Genomic DNA, 22,072 nt, shown 5'->3' on the forward strand with positions numbered 1-22,072 from the left:
GTGATAGGGAGGGCCTACATTAATCCTAATTTTGTCATGTAACAATAACAATAATATTATGGGATTAACAATTTCAAGTGGAATTTTAGTAGACTTTATAGAGAACGAACCAGAAGGATATCAAGCCTATAAAAATATTTTTGAAAATATAAATGTGATATTGGCTTCTAATAATTTAGAGCTGCATCAAGAGCCTGATGTTCTAGAAAAAGCACCTTTACATGTTGGTGGTTTTTCTTATAGTTTTTTACATCATTTAAGACGTTTTTTAGCCCATACTTGGGAAAACGAAGATAATGATGCTTGGTCGCCTTCGCCTTTTTCTGCTGAAGAAGATCCAACAGAAGATGCTATTTTGGAGGATCATTATTCTTATATGTCTAGCCATTTATTAACGCATTCTGATTCTGAAGGTTTCTATCTTCCTGTAGAGTTGCCAGAAGTGCTTTTTAGTACTGATGAAGCACCTGTTCCTGGAGCAATGATAGGATCGTCTTATAATCTTTTAAAAGAATTGAAAGATGTGACAACGTATTTAGGTATCAAATTAGACGAAAATGATACCATTACAAATTTATCAGAATTAAATACAATTATTGAGAATGAGGGGCCTTTTTGGATTGAAATATTAGTTTGTGTTACGCTTATAGAAGCTGCAAAATATAGTATTACAAATAAAACAGCTCTTATTTTTAATTAGACAGAAATCTCCTAATTGTAAATTTTACAATAAGCAATTAATCAATTATAATTTTTAATAAAACGTATTCACATTGAAAACACTTCAGCCTTATTTTATCCTATTACTCGTAATGCTTTCATCTTGCAGTCAAAAAAGCTACACAGCACTTTATAGTGAAGATTCTATTTTATTAGGAGATGAGATTAAGTATCATTTATCTAAAAATCTTTTAAAATTAGAGATTGTGTACACTGTAAATGAACCAAGAGTACAAAAAAATGGTCAAGATCAACCATTAGAATTAAAAGAGACTCAGGTAACTATAGAGGATCCTATTAAAATAACCAAGCTTTTAGTAGCGGATAAGTCTCAAACATTTTTTATTAAAGGGAAGCAATTATCGGATGATGCTTTCGTAAATATTGGAGACAAAGCAAAGGATGTTATTATTAAAGATAGCGTCACTATTTCTTCTGGAAAGATAGAGGCTGTTAATAAGTTGCAATTAGCCTTTTTAACGGACTCTAATATTGAAGTAGGAGCTTATAATTCTGTGTTAGAAATAAAGAATAATATTTCGAAAATTAAAACTAAAGATGAGGCTGAATTCACATTAAACTTACTGAATTTGTACAAAGACCAATCAACTCGGACCAGTAAAGATTTTAAACCATATATTAAAAAATCTAAAATAAAATATACGGTGATTATTGATCCAGCTCAACTTTATTCTAATCCTGGAAATTGGTCTAAGCTTAAGGGAGATAAAATCAGCCATACTATTGCTCCTAAACATCTTTTTAAAGATAAAGAGGTTTTGAGTGATGTTATAACGATAGAAGTTCAAAAACCAGAAACAGCGTCATTCTCAGAATTAATTAATCAAAAGTCTTCAGAAGGTATTGTTTACCGAAGCCCTGCTTCAGGAAAGGTAACAGTTTCATTAAATAAACAGACGCTTGTAAAGGATTCGTTAGCAATAGCTCAATTAGGAACTGTTAAAATAATTGCTGTAAAAGATTTAAAAAGTCAAGCAAATTCATCTGTTCTATTATTCAAATCAAAAGGAGAAAATAGTTTGCAATTTAAAAATGATAAACTTTTTAAACTTCATAATACAGCAGAACATTTTGACGCCAATGAAACTGTAGAAGCATCACAAAAAATGCTTAGACGTGAATATGAAAATAAAATAGAAAATATTGATTTACTAATCTTAAAACTTCAAGAATTAGAAAAAGAACTTTAAGTAATTCTTCTAAATTATAAAATTACTAAAAAGCGATACATAAAAAAGACGTCTATTTTAAAACCTATTATGTTAGCCTCTATAACAGTAGAAAATGAAAACTATTCAAAATAATTTATAGACTTATGTAAGCAGGGAGTTTAACCAGAGGTGTTTGTATATTTTGAATGGCCTAAAGACCAGTCTGGTGATTATCGTTTTGCAATACAGATTAAGTTTTAGTCAAAAGATTTAATTGAGGTATTTTATAATGAAGATGGTATGTTCGGGTAAAAAAACGAAAAAATGACAGTAGAAGACCTTAAAAATAAAATAGTTAAACCTGTTACCAAATTTAGTGCAGGTGGTTTTAGACCCAAAAATACGATTGAGGAAAGTTGGATAGGGCGTGTTTTTGCTTATAATGAAGACGAAGAGATTCCGAAAGATAAAAACGGAGATTTAATGTTTCCTTTGGCGCAATTTTATCTTCCTAATTTGCCTTATGTTCACCCACGTATTAGCAACACAAAACTAATAACTGTTTTTATTTCGGCAGACTTACCAGACTGTTTTGAACCAATGGGAGAGAATTGGGTGATAAGAGAATATGAAAATTTAGATACTATCAAAATTAAAAAATTAGAAAACCCTAATTCATTTTTAAAAGCATTTCCGCTACAGGCAGAATTAGACGAAAATGATTTTCCCTTATGGGATGGTGGTGGTTTATCTATGGAAGATGAAGCAGAAGTTTTAAGGTTCGAAAATGAAGGCATTATTGAAGATTATTTTGATATCACCGAACATATATATGACCATAAAATAGGTGGTTATCCCTCGTTTTGTCAATCAGGAATTGGTAATTCTGATGGGTTTGGAGAAGGCTTTGAGTTTGTTTTTCAGATTTCATCAGATGAGAAGGCAAATTTTAACGTGATAGATAATGGTAGTTTAATGTTTGCTAAAAATAGTGACACTAACCAATGGAGCGTTTATTACGATTTTTATTAATAACATAAATTGTGAAATGAAAAATGAAAAAATAGAACAAGCTTATCAAAGTACGTTTTCAGGATTAACCATGTATTATAGAGATTGCGAACTTACAGAACATTTAATTTCTGCCTATAAAATAGACCAAATTATACAAGAAAGAGGGTTTGCAGACGTGTCTAACCGTGCAGAAGGTTTAAGTAAAAATGTTAGGTTTGCCATTGCTTCAAATGCAGCATCAAATTTAGGCGAAATAAATCCTGATGTTGCAAAATATGGATTTCATATAATTACTTCTGGTGCTTATTTTAAGGTGTTAGATATTTATAAAATCGGTAATAAAACACAAATTATGCTTATGCATTTTAATGAAAACTATTTAGACGTTTTCAATACAACAAAATCCAATATAGAAGATAAAATAGTATTGGTAGGTAGAAAAAGTTTAGAGATTAAAATCAAAATGCAACCCAATGCAATCTTAAATAACGAAGAATGGACAGAACGCACAAAATCCCCAATAGGAATGACTGATTCTGGCACTTTTTTTCAAATAAAATAAATTAAAAAAACATTTAAATCAAGTTATGAAAGAAGAAAATAAAACTGTTTTTTATGCAGAGCAAAACAAAAAGATGGAAGAGGCCTATGTTAAAGCACAGGCAACATTTAATTACTTCTGGCGTGAAGTATATTGGGAAAGTAAAAGAGTTGTTCCTGCACACGATTTAGCTTTAGTGAAAATTCCTTTTCAGCAGGTCGTTGAAGGCCGAGAAACGCCATTGGTAGAGCATATGTGGATTAGCGACATTGATTTTGATGGAGAATTAATTACAGGCGTTTTAAAAAACTCACCAAATAAATTAACTAATGTTGCGGAAGGCGATACTATTACCAGAAAACTATCAGAAATATCAGATTGGATGTTATCTATAGACCGTAAAACTTACGGCGGATATACTATTCAAGTACTACGCTCGGGTATGACAGAGGAAGCAAGAAAGCAACACGATAATGCTTGGGGATTAGATTTTGGAGACCCTAATAATATTCTAGTGGCTTATCAGCAGGAAGAAAATGAAGAAAACCTTATTGAGCACCCAATGAGCAAAGCTATGGAAGAGCCAGCTAGGGATTACTTTACCGGGAATTTAGATGTTGTAAAAGCTGCAGATGAAAATGGAGTAACCAGATTACATAGCGAAACTATTGCGGGAAACAAAACCGCTGTCGATATTTTATTAGAACTAGGTGCAGATAAAAATGCTAAAACCAATACAGGGAAAACAGCTTTAGATTTTGCTATAGCTTTAAATTGGTCACACCTTATACCTGTTTTACAATAATGTAACTTACCATTTTTAAAATGAAAACAAAATTCACATCCATTTTTATAGGGGTTTTATCCATTATTGCACTTTCTTGGTTGTTTTTTAAGCATCAGGAAGATGCAAGTCTGGATTTAATTTTTGATAAAAAAATTATTGATGGAGACCTTGTTTTTCGTTCTGTTAATACAGGGGATTCCGACGTAGCACATTATAATGAATTTGGAATTATCGAAAAATCCTTAGGTAAACTTTATGTTTGGGATAACCAAAATACAATGAAAAGAAGTTTTCAAGACTGGGTAAAGGAAGGAAACGGAGGGCATATTAAAGTTTATAGTATGAAATCGTTAGATTTTGATATCAATAAGCAAGAACTGAAAGATGGGACATATAATCATGTAATGAATTCTGATGCTTTAGTGTTTATAACTGAAAATAAGCAAGTCGAAAACTAAAAAAAAGATGAAATGAATACGATAGCAGAGACATACATTTCAGGACTTAAAAAAGCCTATTACAATGCTAAAGCCAAAGACATCTGGGATCATTTTGAAAACATAAAACACGGTGCATCTCAAGAAGATTTAGATCAACTTAAAGCCGATTGTTCTTCTATTCCTAAGGCATTAATTGATTTATTACAGTATGTAGATGGCACGTATTGGAGAACTTATGGCGACGAAGATATTGCTTTCACCTTATTGGGTTCTGATTTATCTAAATGTCGATATTACTTATTATCGTCTCAGCAAATTTTAAAAAATCAAGGTGATGCACCATATAATTTTCAAGATTATTTATATGGAGAATATGATGTAGTAGACATAGATGAAAAAATATTAAAACATGCAAAGGACCTTAATTGGCTTCATTTTTCAGATTGTACAAATAACGGCGGAACGTCTCAACTTTACATAGATTATAGTCCTTCTGAAAAAGGAAAAATAGGTCAAGTAGTGAGATTTCTTCATGACCCAAATGAGTTTGAAGTCATTGCAGATAGTTTTGACGACTATTTGCAAATGTTAATAGATTACGAATTCAATTTTATACGTGAAGATAATTTAGATTAGTACTATCTTTAAATGGTAAACTAAATTTAATTAAAATTAATATGGATAAAGAGACTTACAAAAATAAATTTACAGAAGATGATGCTGTTGGATGGAAATCAATAGATGAAGCCTTAGAGAAAATTTATGGAGATTCTGAGCCTAAACATTATGGTCCTTTATGTGGTATTCATTATAGTGCAGGAGGAGAAGATCCAATAGATGGTGCTAGTATTTATAACTCTAAGGCACAAGAGTCTCATAAACATGTGGTTAGTTATGGAATGTCAGAGTTGTATTATAATGAAGATAAAGCAGGTGGCGAATTTAGTAAATGGGGTTTAGAATTTACTTTCAGGCTTAAAACAAGTGTAAACAATAAAGACGAACCGACATGGATTATTCAGGTCATGAATAATTTAGCGCGGTATATGTATAAAAGTGGAAATTGGTTTGAAGAGAATCATTTTATTCCAGCAAACGGACCTATTAAATTAAATACTGATACTAAACTTGTCGGTTTTGTTTTTGCAGTTGATCCAGAGTTAGGAAAAGTACAAACACCACATGGGGAAGTTACGTTTTTACAATTGGTAGGTATTACAGCAGATGAACTAAAAAGATTAAAGGATGCCCCAAGTACAACGGAAGTTGAAAAGTTAATTAATGAGTTGAAAAAAGAAAACCCGTTATTAATAACAGATTTAGATAGAGAATAATTTCAAGTTAAAAAATAGATATAACCTATTTAAACCGTATTAAATGGATTTAGTAATACCGTTGGTACAAAGTGAAAACTTTTAAAAAGGGGCAATCCATATTGGATATGAAAAAAATAGTAATCTCGCTTACCATATTTCTTGTTGTTTTAATAACGTATTCTATTATTCATTATACCAATCGAGAAAATTTTAAAGTAGATGAAAGTCATGTTTCTCAGTCTTTAGATGGTAGTTTAGTGCTATATATGGAATCTGCAAATGTTGATGATAATGCTTATTGCAAAATTTTCCTTTTTGATACAAAAGTGTATCCAAATTTAAAGGAAGAAGGGACGTTTCCATCAAAATTGCAGAAAAACAATCCGAAGGCATTATTCTATATTCCTTTAAAATTTTATGCTCGAATTACAACTTTTAAATGGCATGAGAAAAACAACACAGTCAGTATTAATCAACCGGCTGTAAATGATGTGAAAGCTTTAAACTACGAAATTGATTTGAACAATTTTAGCTTTTACGAAACGAAAGAATAAACGTATTTAGATAAGACGTTTAAGTGGACGCTTAGGTGAGTTTTTCATAAATAAATAGTAATAATTCTAATAGAATAATAACAATATGGATTTAGAAAATGCCATCATAAAAATTCAAAACTTCGATGTCAATGATGATATGGAAGCTTATGAAATGAGTGAGTTTTTTGATGCTATTGGCGACGAATTAACTGATGTGGAAACGTTTACAAGTTCTCAAAAGCAACAATTGATTCAGGTGCTTTTTGATTTTCTAAAACGTCAAGATCCAGAGTTAGAAGAAAACTTTTCTTTCATCCATTTTATAGAACATGTAGACAAGCCAGACTACAAGATTTATAATGCTGAGTTGCTAAAATTCAATACAGAAAACGGAACTACTACGGCTACCCTTTTATTGAATCGGTTTATCAATGGTTTAAAAGAACAGAAACGTAAAAAATATATCGATTTATTAAAAGCGATTTCTGAGAATAGAAATTATACCGATTTTGTTAGAGTTGAAGCATTGAGTTATTACGAACATCAAACTGAAAAAGGATAAACATGGAAAACGCACTTTCTAAAACTAAAAATATTTTAATTGATTTAAGTACTTCCGAAGCTGTTTCAGAAGCATTACAATACGTGTTAACTCATTTTAATGGTGTTGTGGTAAAGCGTTATTCTGATATTACCACTACCGAAAAATCAATCCAAATTTTTGCACTGGGAGATATAAGTTTGTTAGACGCTAAATCTGAAGATGTTTTCATTATCAAAGAATTTTCTTCTAATTACGAAGACCTTACAACGCCAAACTTAAAAGTGATAAGTGAAGGTCAAGTTCCAATAAATGTATACAATGCAGGTGTATTTTATCGTCAGTTTTTTGAAGGCGATAATTACTTTTCAAAAATAGAAAAAGAACATCAATTTCAAAATTTAACCGAGTCTACCAAACAATCTGTAGCCTTAAGAAAGGGCATTTATCTAAGTGAAATCACAAAAGAAAAATCGACTAAAAACGAAGAACAACTTCATTTTAAATTATTAAGATGTTCTACCAACTTAACAGGACCAACAGATAATTTTAGACCAACAGATACGCATATAGTTAATAAAATTAACGCAGCAGTAAAATTTGATTTTGAAAAAGACACCGAATTAAACCATGTATTAGCTCAGATTTACCAGAATAAAAAGAAAGATAAAGACCATCCAAAAGATGTAAAAGCCAAGATTAAAGCGCATTCTGACAAAACTAAAGATATGCCAAAGGAAGGTTTAATTGCCTTTTGTACTTTTTATGATAATACTAATTTGGATAAGTTGAGCCCTTCTAAAACTAATAAGTTCGATAGAATTTATGGTAAATCTAGCGGATTAAGCAGATTGCTTTTTAAATTAAAATCCTCTGTAAACGATGCTACTTTAGTTGAAGAATTCTCGGTGACTTTGTACCCAAATTCTGTGTTTTTAATTCCGTTGTCTACCAACAGGTTATACACGCACGAGATAAGACCATCTGTTTTAGATATCGATTTAATTCCGATTAGAATGGGCTATGTCATTCGTTGTTCTAATCTAGAAGCTGTTTACACAAACGATCAAACCTATATTGAAAATGAAGGTGAACTGATTAAATTAGAACCAATGGTTACCGAAAACCTAGAAGATTTAAGAACGTCTTATTACCAAGAAAACAAGACCGTAAAACGTGTAGATTATGGTAAAGTGCACTTTAGTATGAATACTGGAGATTATAAAAAACCAATCTATTAATTTGAAAGTATAATCTTATGAGTAATCAGCCATTTTATAAAACAACACTTCCTTTAGAAAGTACGCTTTTTAAAGATTTATCCGAAGAAATTACTTTTGAAACTCTTGGCAAAGGTCGTGCTGGTAATACTATTACGAAGTCTATTAATGATGGTATTCCGATTGTAAGAACAACAACACAGTTTACTATTCCTGCGCATTATTTTACTGTAAATCATCTTGATATTTTAAATTATCTTGATCATATTTTAACAGCGGAAAAGCAACCAAAAACAGCTTTTAACTGTGGACTTATTGAAATGTATGACGAGAATTATACAAAAATGGGCTATCATTCAGATCAAAATTTAGATCTAGAGCCAGATACTTATATTGGTTTGTTTTCGTGTTATAAACACCCAGAAAAGTTAACAGATACAATCACTCGTATTCTTAGAATTAAAGATAAATCTACCGAAGAAGAGTTTGATATTGGCCTAACTCATAATTCTTTAGTTTTATTTTCTGTTGAAACTAATGCTAAATATTCACATAAAATAATTCTAGAACATCCTGATAGAAACGCCTTAAAATTAGCTGATAATAAATGGTTGGGCATCACATTTAGAACGTCTAAAACTTTAGTGAACTTCAATAATGATATTCCTTATTTTGAAGATGGAACATTAATGGAATTAGCCAATGAAGCACAAGAAAAAGAATTTTACAAATTGAGAGGTGAAGAAAATAGAAGTTTAAATTTCACTTATCCGCCTTTAAAATATACACTTAGTAAAGCTGATTTAATGTTGCCTTTAAAGGCAGAACAGTAATTACAAAAAAAATAAGAATTATGAAACTTGCTTTTGATACTTATTATTATTACGACGGAAAAGCTAAAACCATTGCGGTAAGCTTTAATGATTGGGAAGATGACGAACCAATACAAATTTACACAGATATTATAGAAGGTGTTGCCGAATATGAACCTGGTTCTTTTTACAAAAGAGAATTGCCATGTATTTTAAGTCTACTTAAACAAGTGAATCTAGAAGAAATAGACTTAATTATCGTTGATGGTTACGTTATTTTAGAAGAAAAACACTTAGGCTTAGGTGGTTATCTATACAAAGCTTTAGGCCATAAAATTCCGGTTGTTGGTATTGCTAAATCTGAGTTTGTGTCTAAAACTTCTGTATTTAAAGAGGTCTTTCGAGGTGAAAGCAAAAAACCATTGTATGTAACGGCTATTGGTACGGATAAGGATGAGGTTTGTAATGCCATAGAACGTATGCACGGTAAATACCGAATGCCAACATTACTGCAAATTGTAGATACTAAGACCAAAGAAAATACTAAGAATTAATTATTAAAAATTACAACTATGAACGGCCATTTAATTATAACATCTGTAGACGAACTAAAACCGATGTTTAGAAAAAATTATAGAGAATTTATTGCAGAAAAACCAAGGACTGTTATTTTTGAGGAAGAGGAATTTAAGTTATATAATTTTGAAAAGATGATGGAGCTTACCAACATAGATGGAATGGAAGTCAGTAAGATTTACGCATTAAACCCGTATGTTAAAACATTAAGTGAATTTATTAATCCTATATTTAATGATTTAAATGGGTACAAGTGGAGTCTAGAAAAATTAGCTTTAGGTAAGGCTATTGGTGCTAATTCTGAAGGTGATTTATTGTTTTTCGGATCTTATGATAACACTAAAGTACACTTGTTTCGTCACGATGATGGTAGTATAATGAGAACTAAATTAACCTTATTCGAAATTATTAAACAATTTTCTGAGTAAATTTTATTAGCTCATCTTAAATAATAAAAAAGCCCAATTATACATTTATAATTGGGCTTTTTTTATGTGTTATAACTTGGCAAATTAGTCAGTAGTGCTATGGTTAGTATGTTACATTGTTTTTACTGAACCAGAACACACGTTTCCTTCTTCGATGCCATTTATCCAGACATTTAATTTTTTGATCCGCTCTTCAGTCAATTCTTTCAAAAAGAAGGACACACACATTGGGTAAACACTTCCATAAACGATTTGTTTATTTTCCGCTGGAAACTTCATCTCTAATTCCGCATCTCTATAAGACACCCAAATTCTTTGTGTTTTTTTTAATCGATCAATAAAAAGCGTGTCAGATTTATATGCAGTCAATATGTTTTGATAAACGTTATTTAGTTCAATGTCTGCTTTTTTATAGTCATTGTTTGCTTCTTTGTTCATTTCAGATTGTGACTGTGAAAAACAAGTTAAATTAAAGGTCAGAAATAATATGATTACTATGCGGTTCATCTTTTTAGTGTTTTGTTTTTTAGTTATTAGACAAATAAGGAAAAATCGTATTTAACTTATTTGCTAAACTATTTAGTTTTTAACTAAATCAAAAGCTCTTTTGATTGCCTAAATATATTAAAATTTGTGATTAACAGACCGCTTTAATGTTTGCTAAATAGGTTGTGACTTGCTATTCTTTTTATTACCAGAATTATTCAGTATATCTTAAAAACAAATGATTTTTATCTTTAATGATTTCTGCTAATTTATCAAATTCTGATTCCGTTGTATTATACAGTTTAGCCAAATCAGCAATTAATTCTGTTACTTTATTTTCTTCTAATTTTTCATTTTTAATAAATCCTAAAAATGAAGCACCTATGCCAAAAAGTTCAAAATTGTATTTTTCAAATAGGTGTTTGGATAAAGCGTAATTTTCAAAAGGACTTAAATCTGCACTAAAGTATCCATTCGGAAATCCGGTAAGTCCTTCGTATGGTTTTTCTACGGGAAGGATTTTTAGGATGACCTGTTGGTCTAAAAATGCTAATGGGGAGTCATTCATGTTTTCTAAATCTAAAACATCGTCTTCAGAATTGTCTATATTTCTTTCACAAACCGTTTTAAAATCAATCCCTTTTGTGCGTTTTAAAAAAAATTTCTCGGATAATGAAATATTCCGATGGTGTAGAAAGATGTCCCAAATGCTCGTTATCTTCATCATAACAAGCTTTGTCAAGTCCAGATAAATCATAGCCATCTGTATCTAGCAGAGAATTCCAATCACATGCATGCCCACTGGTATATTCGGCTTGACCTAAATCATCAAGGGTTAATATTATGGTTTTGTCTGGATTATCTTGTTTATAATTTTGGTAAACCTCCATAAGTTCTTCGTACGAATTTATATTTTCGATTAAGAAACTGTCAAATAACATTTCCTGATAAGGCTCACGAGTTTTTATTAATTTTTCTATTTTCATAAGTTTTGTTTTAAATAGTAAATCTTATTAGAAGTTACGCAATAGCTTCTTTGCTAAACTCTTTTTTTAATTCAGTGTAACCTGGCGTTATTAAATGGTGATATTTAAGTGCTTACAGTTTTAGTTTTCTACAATATTCAGGAACCACATTTTTAAATTTACAACCACCAATGCATAAATAATTTAGTTTGGGTAAATCTTTGTTGATTTTTTAGTCTTTATAAAAAACGATAAGATTTTCGAGTTAAAATCGTGAAGTCTATGATTTATTGACAATAAAATAGTTGTCATATAAATGAGAGAATCCGTAAGTTTTGATTCTACTTTTAAACAGCAATAGCATTGACAGCTCCCATGTTTTTAAGAATAATTGGTACAAATAAAGCAAATTTAGCATTAAATTCTTGTTGCGTTTTTGATGTATTTAGATTAATGCCCATTGCCGTCCATGTGGTGTATAAAGCATTTTCGGTATCATGATCATTAGTGTCAACATTTAATGCTTTAATTAAGTTGAAATTTTCATCATGATTATAAAACCCTGTGTCTTTAACGATTTCAAAAACAAGTTCAAAGATACTTTGTGTCTCCATGAGTTCACTGATTTTAAGTTCGGATTTTTCTAAAGTGCTTATGGCTTCAAAGACATCAGTCATTAAGTTTTCAACTCTTCTATTTGTGCTAAGGTCTAAATATTTCAAATCTTGTGGTTTTTAAATTGGTAAAACTCTTTATTGTTAGTTTTAAATAACTAACAATAAAGAATTGTGTAAGTGTCAATAATTTGTTAGACTTATAATGGAATATGTCCTACAATTGCTCCGTTTTTTACTGAATATACAAGGTCTGCTATGCGCTCGTTAGAATTTTCATCATCATTCCAGTTGTATTTGTGTAAGTAAGCAAACTTATCTTTGGTGTCTTTGTCTGCATGTTGTGAAATAATCATTAACTCTCCATATACAGATGTAGATACAAATAATTCTTCCGATTCTAGCATAGCATGAGCTTTGCTCATTTCTACTTTGCTAAAAACGCGTTCACTAGCAAAATAAGAGTCAATTGCAATAAGTGCTTTATTGTTTATCGCTTCAGCGTATTCTAAAGTAGATTCTAGATTGTCTAAGTTTTGATAAGCATCATCAAGTAATTTTGTTCCGTCGTAAATTTCTAAATCGGCCATAGTTAAATACACAAATCCATCTGGTGTATCTATCCCATAAACAGCGACTATTTTAGACGGATCGTTTTCATTATCGCCTTTTACTGCAGTAGTTTGTAAAATCTCACCATCTAACCCTTCCCAAGTTCCTGCTTTTACAATAGGATAAACTTTGTATTCTCCTTGACTTGCTTTTTCAACGATAGCGTTAATTTCAGCTAAATTATCTTTTCTATTAAGTGTATTAATCTTCATCTTGTTTTTTTTCTTTACGACAAAATTAAAGAAGGATACAAGTTTTCTAATCACTGTATTCAGCCATTTCAGGATTTAGTAGTTTATGTCACGAGACCATTTTTTTTAGTTTAATGCATAAAAAAAAGTATTTATTTTTTATAAATACCTTTTGTTATTGAAGCCTAATACAATTAATCATTTTTATGGTTTTTATTGTATCGTCGGCATGTCTACCATAACTTTTCCATTCACATTTATTGATAGAAATACATAACATAAAAAGAAAAATAATGGAAATAAACAGTAAAATGGAATACAGAATTCTTCTTTTTATTTATAGTTAATTATGGGGGTATTAAGCAGGGTTAGCGTGTTTTTTTTATTTAAAGTTTGGAGAATTAAGTATAAAGCGGAGATATACAATGGTCTTTTTTTATGTTTGGCGTGATATCATCTAACGCTATATGCCCTGTAATGTGTCCTTCTTTTACAGTAAAAAGAATATTGGCTATAGGTGCGTTTCCAGAACTATCATCACTCCAGATAGCGCTGTGCATGTCTAAAAACACACCCAATAATGCTTCATTTGTGTCTCTTGAAATTATTATCATAGAAGAGCGCCTTGCGATAGAAACTAATAAATCGTCTGCTCCTAGCATAGCGTGTGCTTTTAACATATGAGAATGAGAAAGGATTTTTTCACTGGAAAAGTCGTTCCCGCTAGCGATTAGTCCTTTGTTTTGTAACATTTCAGAATATCTAAATTCCGTTTGATAATTTTCTAAATTTTTAAAAACCTCGTTTGTCATTTGTTTTTGATCCATACTTTTTAAATGCTTTTGCGTTAGATACACAAAGCTATCAGGCGTATTTATACCGTAACCAATAACCACTTTTCGTCTAGCTTCCGTATTTATTAAATTAGAATTTATTGCTCCTGTCTTAAGTCCAACCCAATATCCTGGTTTTAAAATAGGATAGATGTTGTGATTGCTATTTTTAGTTTGTTCAATTATGTTTTCCTGAGATTTTTCTTTTCCGTAAAGTATATTACTCATACTGTTGTGTTTTTTATTTAGTACTACAAAATTAAAGAAGCCTATAACTTTATTTATCACGGGATTCTGCTATTTCAATATTTAAGGAATTAGCTGTGACGCTTAACAATAGAGAGTTAGAGCCATAAAAAAAAAAGACATTCTTTAGAATAAGAATGTCTTGAGTAATTTTAAAACATGTTATAAACACCGGTAATGATGTCTTTATTTAACTTGAATTATAATGGGATATGTCCTACGATATTACCATCTTTTACTATAAAAAGAGAATTGGTAATAGGTGCATTACCAAAGCTGTCATCCTCCCAAGTATAGTTGTGTAAGTAAACAAATTTATTCATTGTTTCTTCATCTGCTTCTCTTGAAATAATGGTCATGCAGGTTCTTCTTGGGATAGATACGAGCAATTCTTCAGCGTCTAACATGGCATGTGCTTTTTGCATATGTGTTTTAGAAAGAATTGTTTCGCTTGAAAAGTCATTCCCGTTAGCACCAACTGCCTTATTATCTAAGGATGCAACAAGTTCTAATCCTGTTTCGCAGTTTTCTAAATTTTGAAAGGCTTGTTGTGTAATTTGTTTAGGATCCATAGTTTCTAGATGTTTTTTAGTTAAAAACACAAAGTTGTCTGGTGTATCCATACCATATGCAATGACTACTTCCGCTCCATTTTCTGCAGGTATTAAAGTAGCACTTAAAGCTCCTGCTTTTAATCCAACCCAATCGCCTGGTTTTAAAATAGGATATATTTTTTGATCACTATTTTTTGTTTGTTCTATGATTTTCTCTATTGCTTCTTGAGATTTTTCGTTTCCTGACACTGTATCGCTCATAATGTTGTGTGTTTTATTATTTGATACAAAATTAGAGAAGCTTATACTTTTTTTAATCATGGTATTCAGCTATTTCTGTATTTAGTGGTTTTTAGAATAGTGTTACTTTAGGGTGTTTTAATCCATAAAAAAAAAGGTATTTACAATAGTGTAAATACCTTTTTTAAATTTAGGGAAGTATGGCGGGGGTTTAGTTTACTTTATAAATTAATTTCATTGTAATAGAAGCCGTTTTTTCTCTAGAACTTGTATTAAACGTTCCGCCCCAAGAATAATCTTCACCAGAGTTTTGACCAGTAATTTGAAAAATTCCCATTTTAGCAGATTCTAAATCACTTAAATTTCCTCCAGAAAATTTAGCAATATTTTCGGCACGTAATCTAGCATCTTCTGTGGCTTTAGAAATCATTTCTATTTTAAGATCGGCAAGTTTTGTGTAATAATATCTTGGAGCTTGAGAGTAAAATTGAACACCTTGATTTAATAATTCGGTGATTTCTCTTGAGACTTTTTCTATTTTATCGACCTCTTTAGATTCTATTTGTACAGATTGGGTCAGTTCAAAACCAACAAATTCTTGACCAGCATATTCTCCAGTAAGCGTGTATAATTGTTTTGACTTTTCATTTGTTTTAACAGCGCTGTAAATTAATTCTTCCGGCTTAATTCCTTTTTTAGATAAGTAGCTATTTATGGTGGATTTTTTTTCTTCTAAGGTTAAGTAAGCTTGTTTTAAATCGGCATTTTCCGCACTAAAACTCCCTTCCCAAACAATTAAATCTGAAGAAAAATCTGTTTTACCTAATCCGGTAACTTGAACTTCTCCTTCTTTTTTATTTCTATCTGTGTATGCCTTTCCTAAGAAAATTGAGGATGTAACTATGGCTATTGCAAAAATGATTGCGTTTGTGTTTTGTTTCATAATTTATGTTATTTATAGTTTTTATTTATTTTGAATGGCTAAAGCCTTATTTAGTATTAATGTTTGAAGTTGAATTGTTTTATTTATGAATAGAAATGTGCCACGCCCAGAAAGTTGTTTCGTAAAAAGACTATGATCATCGCCATAAGAAACACCTGAATTAACATCGAATGTGAACGCAGCATTTTTAAAAGTGAAAGTTTTATTAATACGATCTACAAAAATATGTGTTGGTTTTAATTTTACATCCCAATAGGAGGGAGCTTCATTACCAAAATCTAGATTGGCTAATAAATTTCCCCAAATTTTATTATGATTAGAAATTTGTTCTGCTAACTGAAGTTGTATGGTTTTGATTGTCATGAATTATAAATCTACCAATACGTGCCCACTAAAAAGGTCATTCTTATAAAAGCAATGACACTGTCTTGAGTTACTTCTAGTGGTGCTTTTAAGTCTGTTACTTCATCGTCGTCTACAAAAACAACGAATAATCCGTCTTTAAAAGCTAATAATACATTTTCGATTGCTTTTTCTAAATTCGCTAAATCCGTATTGGCTAACTCACCAAATTCTACTTTTCCGCTTTGGGCTTTTTCTTGAATTTCGGCTGGACTTAAAAATCCAACGACATTAACTTCTGTTCGTTTTTTATTAAAAGCTTCTACTTGATTTTTAACACAACCAATTAGTAAATCTTCCAAGTTTTTAGGGGTTTCTTCTAGTGTAAAAGGGACTTGTTTTACCTTTTTTTTGCCAAGTCTTTTTAGTTGTAATGTAAGTTCCATTTGAATACGGATGTTTTTTGCGTTAGGGATTGACGTGGAAAGCCCACAGTGCGATAGCACGCGGACTTGCAACAGAAAGCCCGACCTCGCCTAAGCGAGGTAACGCCCTTGTTATACCAAATAAACATCAAAATGATCGATTAAATTCGTTTCTTTTTCCTTAATATTTTAATATAAAATAGAACCATAACTAAGGCTATGATTAGATTTTCTATTTCATATTAAGAAAAAGTAATTCAAATTTCTCATCAATCATTTTAAAATTCATTTGTTCTTATTTTTTAATTAGCTATTGATCTGTGCTAAAATTGTTGGATCTTGAATTTTGTTGTCTTCTGAAAGTAATTTCATTTTAGAAATAATTTCTGCCGATTTTGGATCGTCGTCTACAAATGGTAAAAACATACGTCCACGATGCTGACTATGCACCGGAATTATAGATAAGGCGAGTCCGTTTTTACTGACTTGACCACTTCCTAAATGAATGCTATACTCACCAAAGGTTCCTTTTATAAACACAAAACGCTCTTTAACGGTAATGTTTTTAAGTTTGAATAACCGTGCAGATTCTTCGGCCAAGGCAGCACGCATTTGCATGGTACTATGACTCGCTTCTGGATCTACGCCACCAACGTGAGCAACACTTACTACAAGATCTACGTCTCGCATAATTTCGCTAAAAACGACCGACGGAATCTCGGTAAGCGGAATTCTTTGATACGTATCTACAGAATGAAAACAGACATCTTCTAATGTTGGCGCTTCGGCTTCAGACGGCGAATACCAATCTGCCATAGCGTACATGGTTGCTATAAAACCGCGTTTATGATATACTTTTTGCAAACCTTCTTCCATACTTACCGTCCAACCGCGACCTCGTAAAAGTGCTACAGTTTTTTTAGGCTGAATCTGGTGGCCTTGGTAACGTTCGGAACGTGTGCTGTGTTCGCGTTCGTCATCGGTAATTAAATACAGCTCTCTAAAGACTTGCTTAAATGGTTGTACTAAACGTTCTGCAAATAAGTATTTCTGATACATATCCCACTCTACAGCTTTGTATAAATGTGAAGCGTGGGCAATAAGTAATACATCGTCTTCTGCTAATTGGTGTTTTTTTCCTGTGGCATCTGTTAAAATACCTTCGTTATAAAATCCTGAAATTTCTTTCTCTGGAACAAACATTACTAATTTACTCAACATCACTTTAACGATAGGATGTTGCATCATATTATGAATTTCTTGTGCTGTAAATTCATCTTCATTTACCATCGCGTTTTCTAACGATAAACGCGTTCTACTGTATTGTCTAGACAAGTAGGTTTTGTTTTCCTTTAAGGCAATAACTTGTTTGTCTTTATTTAATTTAGCAGGAATATTTTTTAATGATTTCCCGGCTTTGGTGACTTTAAATTCTGTTTTACCAAGGTCGTTAATCACTAATTCTATCACCGTTTCTTCTATAGTAATTACGGCATTTTTCATGATGGTTTGTGTGGCTTTTGCTTCCATAGCCCAACTAAAACGTACGCGATCTTGGTAACCCGCCGTTCTAGATAAATTATCTAAACCAATTTCTACAGCTGTGGCTTCACTTTCTTGACGTTGCGCTCCAAATTGTTTGCTTTCTTTTAAGAAATCTTGCAAGAGATTGTAACGCTTTAATAAATCTTTTTCTGGTATGGTTTTACTTAACGGAATTAAACCTAACGCACGCACGTAATCTTTATCACGTTTGTCTTTAATTTTCTTTAGCGTTTCGGTGATTTTTACTTCACCAAGCATCACACTAGAATAGAGTTTTACTTGTCTGTGTCCATTTCCGTCTGTAATGTATTTGGCTGCATCGTGTAGTAATTTCCAATTGGTTTTTCCAATAGTTTTGTACACTTTATTAAACCAATCGACGTCTATCGCTCCAAGTGCAAAATCACTTTTTGGAATGTTAGAATAACGCGAAATAATGGTTTCTTTCTCAGAATTCATATAATCTGAAGCGTGTGCCTGAAACCACCAAACGGCATCTTCAAGTTTTTCTAAGCCTAAATATTCACCAATTATACCAGTCCATTGTGTTGCATAACAGGCTAATTCTATTAATCGTTTTTTAGTTACTTTAGAAGCATCTGCACGCGCTGCGAAATCGGCATAACTTTCTGTGTCTTTTAAACGAGATTTTTTTAGAAGGCCACTAAAAATTGTTTTTTTACTATCACCGTAATAACTATAACCACGTTCAAAATTATCTTTTCCTAAGCGTTCTAAAATTCTAAAGACATAATCTACACCTTCCACACAGTGAATACCGTTCATGTATCCTGTGGCAGTGGTTTCTAAATCGCCTCGTTCTAATTCTGTTTCTAATAAGTTGGTTTTTAAGGCTGAAAAAACATGTTTAGGTACGCTGTCTTTTTCTAACCATTTATAATTTATTCTAGAATTATAACCACCATCCATAAGAACCATTAATTCTCGAGAATGTAAGGCTTGAAAGCGTAAATCGTCATCGTTTAGTAAGCCTTTTTTGTAAAGTCTTAAAGTAACAGCGATACTTGGGAACGGTACAATACCTGGTCTACGAAATTGTTTAGTAATTACTTTTACATCGTCCGTCGTATTGGGATAGACTATATCTTGAGCTATTAAATACATATAAGTACCCCAATATTTTTGAAGTTGCGCTTCTGTGAGCAACTCTAAATTATCAATACTTAAACTTGGTGTAAGTGGTAAAATAACATTTGTCCAGTTAAACGTTTTTTTATTATAGCGATAATTAGAGGTTTGAAACTTTATAGATTTGAGTTTTTTAGGAAAATTAGCGATCATATCTTCCATCATATCTAACTTAAAATTAGCTATAACTCTTTTTTCTGCATAGACATTAAATAGACGAATTAAAATTTTATTATAGGCATCAGATTTTGAATTGTAACGATTTTCCTTATCTAATTTTAAACCACTCAAATCTGGATAATACTGTCTAGCAAAAGATTCAAAATCTTTATAAGCTCCAAATGGACTCTCATGATTAATAATGTAACGAATGGCAGCATACATTTCAAAATCGTTAAGCTTACTTTGCTCGTACCAAGTAATCCACACTTTAGCTAACGGGAGGTTATGTAACAGTTCTTCTGGTGTTGCATCTTTTTCTAAATTTTTTATATCTCGAATGCCTTTGTCTATATAAGTGGTTGCTATTTCTCCTTTATATAGTTGTGTTTGATATTCGTGATTTCCATTTTTAGTAACACTATCAATTAATTTATTGACTTCCTTTATAATTTTATTTGCATCTATAAAATCTTTGAATTTAAATCCTGATGATTCTGAAGTGGTGATTCCTAATTTATCAAAGAAACTCGTCTTTTTCTCAAAACGTGATTCTGGGATATATAGCGGTGTTAAATTATCGTAATCAATAGCTCCGAAACCATTACTAAAATCAAATTCATCCGCATTGTCCGTAAACTTATCTAAATAGACTTGTTCGTTTTTGGTTATTTTAGGACGTTCGTTATACAAACGGATTTGGTCTTCTACAAAATTAGATTGTTTATTTCCGTCGTGTAATAGGGTTAATAGTTCTAAACCTGCTATACGCTGATCAATACTTTTTGCCGTTACTAAATTTGTAGCACTCGTTCTTAATCGGTCGGCTGGTAATTCTACTAATAATTTAATTAATGAGGTCCGTAAGCTTTTATGTTTTCGTCTTAATAAATCTTCAGCAATCTCTAAATCTTTATCATACAAATGCATTCTACTAAACAAGTTAAGTCCTGTGGCCATTAATAACTCATTTCGGTTGTAAATGGCTTTTCTTGCTAAAGCTCTTTTCCAAGAATTTTCATCGTAATTTAAACGGTCCTTTTTCTTTGCATCCTGTTCGTAATTATAAAAGGAATAGCTATAATCTTTGGGGAATACTTTACGGATGTAGCTTTCTCTAAACTCTGTAGGAAGTAGGTCTAAATCATTCGCGATTAGTTCTAATTGTTCTTCATTGGCGCCATTAATTAAAAACTGATAGAAATAATAAGATGAAGGCGTAAAGCTCCACCATGAAAATATTTTACTCTCGAAAGTTTTACCTTTGTCTTCTGCTGTTTTTGCAACTTCAAATAATTTTATGAAGGTGTCATTGTCTAAAGTTGTTAGAGGTAAATTTACCGCCATCCAATGGTCTAAAGCGTAATCTTTACCAAGTTCTTTTTTGAAATATTCGACTAAAGATTGGTTGGTTTTATCAGTTGTATGAATAAAATATAAAGCTAGAATCTTTTTATTTCGATCTTCTGAAGTATAAACAATGTCCAAAGCTTTTGCATTGGCTTTGTCCACATCTATAATAGCAATAGACCATAAAGCCACTAAAACTTCTAAATTATCTTTACTTTTAAGTAGGGTGTCAACGTCTTCCGAATTTAGAATTAAAGATTGTGCTAGCTCTAACACTCGATTAATTACTGCTTTTTTAGGCGTTTCCCACTTTAATCCAAACCAAGTACAAACAGCCCTGTTTACACTTGTAAAACGAGCTAAGTCATTTTCTAAAACGATAGTAATCATATATTTTAAAGCGCCAAGATTAGAAACGTCTAGAGATTCTAAAATAGTTTGTCTTAAACCTTCTTGACGTTGGGCAGCGAGCAATAATTTACCCACCATTTTCCAATGTTTTTCATCTTCAGAAAGTAATAACGCTTTTATAATATCTGCGCTAATACCTCCAATTTCATCTTCATTTTGAATAATATCGTCTAATAATTCATCAAAAACACCATTCCCATTATGTAGTAATGTGGCTAAGAAATAACTATTGGAACCTTGGAAATAGGTGCTGAATTGAAAGTGTTCGTGTAGTGTTAAGCCGCCATAGCCAGTTCTGCTTAATTGTAAAAAGCTAGTAAGAAATTGTAATTTATTGCGTAATGTATCTTTTGTCTTTACAGATCTAAAGGCTTTTCTGTTATAATTTCTTTGATAAGGAAGCGTATCCATAAAGTCCCACATGTCTGCTAAATATGGTGTTTGAATGATACCATATAGTTGCATTCCTAAACGCATACCTTCTTGAGTTCTCCAAGGGTTTACGGTAATAGCATCATCAAATACGGTGATAAAATCATTACTATTATAATAGACCCTTTTATCTTTATCTATACGACCTAAAATTTTACCTAAAACGCGATAGGGTTCAGAGAATTGACGAAATTCAAACCGATCTACTTCTGGTTTTTTATGTTTTTCTATATATTTTTTAGCGTCTTCTACTGGAATCATATCTTGTAATACTTTATGAATATTATAAATGTTAGTTATTTCTATTAAAAAAAAAGATAATAACTGATCGCAAGATAAAAGTAAACACTCTTTTTTTACTCACTGTATTTAATGATATTTTTTATAAAAATTTAACTAGAATTTTCAAAATCACAGAATACAGTGACAAATAACACCGTGTTTTAAAATAGGTTTGTAACATCAAAAATAA

25 protein-coding genes are annotated in these 22,072 nt (G+C 31.4%); 14 read left to right on the forward strand and 11 right to left on the reverse strand.

Annotation, left to right across the window (positions count from 1 at the left end):
- Positions 1-58: 58 nt before the first annotated feature.
- The 14 genes from E9099_RS10315 to E9099_RS10380 all read left to right on the forward strand — a co-directional run bounded on the left by E9099_RS10315 (position 59) and on the right by E9099_RS10380 (position 10,103).
- Positions 59-700 (forward strand): hypothetical protein, encoded by a 642-nt coding sequence (locus E9099_RS10315; RefSeq protein WP_136583542.1) that lies wholly within the window; start codon positions 59-61, stop codon positions 698-700.
- 73 nt (positions 701-773) lie between these two features.
- Entirely contained in the window at positions 774-1,931 is a 1,158-nt protein-coding gene (locus tag E9099_RS10320) for a DUF4831 family protein (protein ID WP_136583543.1), read from the forward strand.
- A 285-nt stretch (positions 1,932-2,216) separates the two neighbouring features.
- The gene (locus E9099_RS10325) at positions 2,217-2,924 is read left to right on the forward strand and encodes a DUF1963 domain-containing protein (RefSeq protein WP_136583544.1); all 708 of its coding nucleotides are present in this window, start codon (positions 2,217-2,219) and stop codon (positions 2,922-2,924) included.
- A gap of 16 nt (positions 2,925-2,940) precedes the next feature.
- Positions 2,941-3,468 (forward strand): hypothetical protein, encoded by a 528-nt coding sequence (locus E9099_RS10330; RefSeq protein ID WP_136583545.1) that lies wholly within the window; start codon positions 2,941-2,943, stop codon positions 3,466-3,468.
- Between the two features lie 25 nt (positions 3,469-3,493).
- Complete coding sequence (locus E9099_RS10335) at positions 3,494-4,252, forward strand: DUF2314 domain-containing protein (protein WP_136583546.1); 759 nt, start codon at positions 3,494-3,496, stop codon at positions 4,250-4,252.
- Between the two features lie 20 nt (positions 4,253-4,272).
- A complete protein-coding gene (locus tag E9099_RS10340; protein WP_136583547.1) occupies positions 4,273-4,692 on the forward strand; it encodes a hypothetical protein in 420 nt (139 codons plus the stop codon).
- A 12-nt stretch (positions 4,693-4,704) separates the two neighbouring features.
- Complete coding sequence (locus E9099_RS10345) at positions 4,705-5,310, forward strand: SMI1/KNR4 family protein (RefSeq protein WP_136583548.1); 606 nt, start codon at positions 4,705-4,707, stop codon at positions 5,308-5,310.
- A gap of 41 nt (positions 5,311-5,351) precedes the next feature.
- The gene (locus tag E9099_RS10350; RefSeq protein ID WP_136583549.1) at positions 5,352-6,008 is read left to right on the forward strand and encodes a suppressor of fused domain protein; all 657 of its coding nucleotides are present in this window, start codon (positions 5,352-5,354) and stop codon (positions 6,006-6,008) included.
- A gap of 107 nt (positions 6,009-6,115) precedes the next feature.
- On the forward strand, positions 6,116-6,544 hold the full coding sequence (locus E9099_RS10355) for a hypothetical protein (protein ID WP_136583550.1): 429 nt from the start codon (positions 6,116-6,118) through the stop codon (positions 6,542-6,544).
- An 85-nt stretch (positions 6,545-6,629) separates the two neighbouring features.
- Complete coding sequence (locus E9099_RS10360) at positions 6,630-7,088, forward strand: hypothetical protein (RefSeq protein WP_136583551.1); 459 nt, start codon at positions 6,630-6,632, stop codon at positions 7,086-7,088.
- Between the two features lie 2 nt (positions 7,089-7,090).
- On the forward strand, positions 7,091-8,308 hold the full coding sequence (locus E9099_RS10365; RefSeq protein ID WP_240788880.1) for a hypothetical protein: 1,218 nt from the start codon (positions 7,091-7,093) through the stop codon (positions 8,306-8,308).
- A 17-nt stretch (positions 8,309-8,325) separates the two neighbouring features.
- The gene (locus tag E9099_RS10370) at positions 8,326-9,120 is read left to right on the forward strand and encodes an alpha-ketoglutarate-dependent dioxygenase AlkB (protein WP_136583553.1); all 795 of its coding nucleotides are present in this window, start codon (positions 8,326-8,328) and stop codon (positions 9,118-9,120) included.
- A gap of 20 nt (positions 9,121-9,140) precedes the next feature.
- Positions 9,141-9,653 (forward strand): endonuclease V, encoded by a 513-nt coding sequence (locus E9099_RS10375; protein WP_136583554.1) that lies wholly within the window; start codon positions 9,141-9,143, stop codon positions 9,651-9,653.
- A gap of 18 nt (positions 9,654-9,671) precedes the next feature.
- Entirely contained in the window at positions 9,672-10,103 is a 432-nt protein-coding gene (locus E9099_RS10380) for a hypothetical protein (protein ID WP_136583555.1), read from the forward strand.
- Between the two features lie 111 nt (positions 10,104-10,214).
- Here the strand turns inward: E9099_RS10380 and E9099_RS10385 are convergent, their stop codons facing one another.
- The 11 genes from E9099_RS10385 to E9099_RS10435 all read right to left on the reverse strand — a co-directional run bounded on the left by E9099_RS10385 (position 10,215) and on the right by E9099_RS10435 (position 21,861).
- Complete coding sequence (locus tag E9099_RS10385) at positions 10,215-10,610, reverse strand: lysozyme inhibitor LprI family protein (RefSeq protein ID WP_136583556.1); 396 nt, start codon at positions 10,608-10,610, stop codon at positions 10,215-10,217.
- A gap of 193 nt (positions 10,611-10,803) precedes the next feature.
- Entirely contained in the window at positions 10,804-11,316 is a 513-nt protein-coding gene (locus tag E9099_RS10390; RefSeq protein ID WP_168800737.1) for a hypothetical protein, read from the reverse strand.
- Positions 11,222-11,575: a hypothetical protein gene (locus tag E9099_RS10395; protein WP_136583558.1), complete on the reverse strand. Its 354-nt coding sequence runs from the start codon at positions 11,573-11,575 to the stop codon at positions 11,222-11,224. Before E9099_RS10395 ends, E9099_RS10390 begins: the two co-directional genes overlap by 95 nt.
- 326 nt (positions 11,576-11,901) lie before the next feature.
- On the reverse strand, positions 11,902-12,276 hold the full coding sequence (locus E9099_RS10400; protein ID WP_240788881.1) for a hypothetical protein: 375 nt from the start codon (positions 12,274-12,276) through the stop codon (positions 11,902-11,904).
- Between the two features lie 92 nt (positions 12,277-12,368).
- Positions 12,369-12,992 carry a hypothetical protein gene (locus tag E9099_RS10405; RefSeq protein WP_136583559.1) on the reverse strand — a complete coding sequence of 208 codons (624 nt, stop codon included), beginning with the start codon at positions 12,990-12,992 and terminating at the stop codon, positions 12,369-12,371.
- A 380-nt stretch (positions 12,993-13,372) separates the two neighbouring features.
- A complete protein-coding gene (locus E9099_RS10410) occupies positions 13,373-14,032 on the reverse strand; it encodes a hypothetical protein (protein WP_136583560.1) in 660 nt (219 codons plus the stop codon).
- Positions 14,033-14,250: 218 nt separating this feature from the next.
- Positions 14,251-14,925 carry a DUF1444 family protein gene (locus E9099_RS10415; RefSeq protein WP_136583561.1) on the reverse strand — a complete coding sequence of 225 codons (675 nt, stop codon included), beginning with the start codon at positions 14,923-14,925 and terminating at the stop codon, positions 14,251-14,253.
- 130 nt (positions 14,926-15,055) lie between these two features.
- Entirely contained in the window at positions 15,056-15,787 is a 732-nt protein-coding gene (locus E9099_RS10420; protein ID WP_136583562.1) for an SIMPL domain-containing protein, read from the reverse strand.
- 21 nt (positions 15,788-15,808) lie between these two features.
- Positions 15,809-16,150: a hypothetical protein gene (locus E9099_RS10425; RefSeq protein ID WP_136583563.1), complete on the reverse strand. Its 342-nt coding sequence runs from the start codon at positions 16,148-16,150 to the stop codon at positions 15,809-15,811.
- A gap of 11 nt (positions 16,151-16,161) precedes the next feature.
- A complete protein-coding gene (locus E9099_RS10430) occupies positions 16,162-16,575 on the reverse strand; it encodes a hypothetical protein (protein WP_136583564.1) in 414 nt (137 codons plus the stop codon).
- Between the two features lie 285 nt (positions 16,576-16,860).
- Positions 16,861-21,861 (reverse strand): DUF4132 domain-containing protein, encoded by a 5,001-nt coding sequence (locus E9099_RS10435; RefSeq protein WP_136583565.1) that lies wholly within the window; start codon positions 21,859-21,861, stop codon positions 16,861-16,863.
- Between the last annotated feature and the right edge of the window lie 211 nt (positions 21,862-22,072).

The organism is Psychroserpens sp. NJDZ02 (genome assembly GCF_004843725.1).
In the GTDB taxonomy this organism is placed as follows: domain Bacteria; phylum Bacteroidota; class Bacteroidia; order Flavobacteriales; family Flavobacteriaceae; genus Olleya.

Coding starts and splice junctions, on each gene's coding strand:
- E9099_RS10315 (WP_136583542.1), top strand. CDS start 59: ATGGGATTAACAATTTCAAGTGGAATTTTAGTAGACTTTATAGAGAAC.
- E9099_RS10325 (WP_136583544.1), top strand. CDS start 2,217: ATGACAGTAGAAGACCTTAAAAATAAAATAGTTAAACCTGTTACCAAA.
- E9099_RS10330 (WP_136583545.1), top strand. CDS start 2,941: ATGAAAAATGAAAAAATAGAACAAGCTTATCAAAGTACGTTTTCAGGA.
- E9099_RS10335 (WP_136583546.1), top strand. CDS start 3,494: ATGAAAGAAGAAAATAAAACTGTTTTTTATGCAGAGCAAAACAAAAAG.
- E9099_RS10340 (WP_136583547.1), top strand. CDS start 4,273: ATGAAAACAAAATTCACATCCATTTTTATAGGGGTTTTATCCATTATT.
- E9099_RS10345 (WP_136583548.1), top strand. CDS start 4,705: ATGAATACGATAGCAGAGACATACATTTCAGGACTTAAAAAAGCCTAT.
- E9099_RS10350 (WP_136583549.1), top strand. CDS start 5,352: ATGGATAAAGAGACTTACAAAAATAAATTTACAGAAGATGATGCTGTT.
- E9099_RS10355 (WP_136583550.1), top strand. CDS start 6,116: ATGAAAAAAATAGTAATCTCGCTTACCATATTTCTTGTTGTTTTAATA.
- E9099_RS10360 (WP_136583551.1), top strand. CDS start 6,630: ATGGATTTAGAAAATGCCATCATAAAAATTCAAAACTTCGATGTCAAT.
- E9099_RS10365 (WP_240788880.1), top strand. CDS start 7,091: ATGGAAAACGCACTTTCTAAAACTAAAAATATTTTAATTGATTTAAGT.
- E9099_RS10370 (WP_136583553.1), top strand. CDS start 8,326: ATGAGTAATCAGCCATTTTATAAAACAACACTTCCTTTAGAAAGTACG.
- E9099_RS10375 (WP_136583554.1), top strand. CDS start 9,141: ATGAAACTTGCTTTTGATACTTATTATTATTACGACGGAAAAGCTAAA.
- E9099_RS10380 (WP_136583555.1), top strand. CDS start 9,672: ATGAACGGCCATTTAATTATAACATCTGTAGACGAACTAAAACCGATG.
- E9099_RS10385 (WP_136583556.1), bottom strand. CDS start 10,610: ATGAACCGCATAGTAATCATATTATTTCTGACCTTTAATTTAACTTGT.
- E9099_RS10390 (WP_168800737.1), bottom strand. CDS start 11,316: ATGATGAAGATAACGAGCATTTGGGACATCTTTCTACACCATCGGAAT.
- E9099_RS10395 (WP_136583558.1), bottom strand. CDS start 11,575: ATGAAAATAGAAAAATTAATAAAAACTCGTGAGCCTTATCAGGAAATG.
- E9099_RS10405 (WP_136583559.1), bottom strand. CDS start 12,992: ATGAAGATTAATACACTTAATAGAAAAGATAATTTAGCTGAAATTAAC.
- E9099_RS10410 (WP_136583560.1), bottom strand. CDS start 14,032: ATGAGTAATATACTTTACGGAAAAGAAAAATCTCAGGAAAACATAATT.
- E9099_RS10415 (WP_136583561.1), bottom strand. CDS start 14,925: ATGATTAAAAAAAGTATAAGCTTCTCTAATTTTGTATCAAATAATAAA.
- E9099_RS10420 (WP_136583562.1), bottom strand. CDS start 15,787: ATGAAACAAAACACAAACGCAATCATTTTTGCAATAGCCATAGTTACA.
- E9099_RS10425 (WP_136583563.1), bottom strand. CDS start 16,150: ATGACAATCAAAACCATACAACTTCAGTTAGCAGAACAAATTTCTAAT.
- E9099_RS10430 (WP_136583564.1), bottom strand. CDS start 16,575: ATGGAACTTACATTACAACTAAAAAGACTTGGCAAAAAAAAGGTAAAA.
- E9099_RS10435 (WP_136583565.1), bottom strand. CDS start 21,861: ATGATTCCAGTAGAAGACGCTAAAAAATATATAGAAAAACATAAAAAA.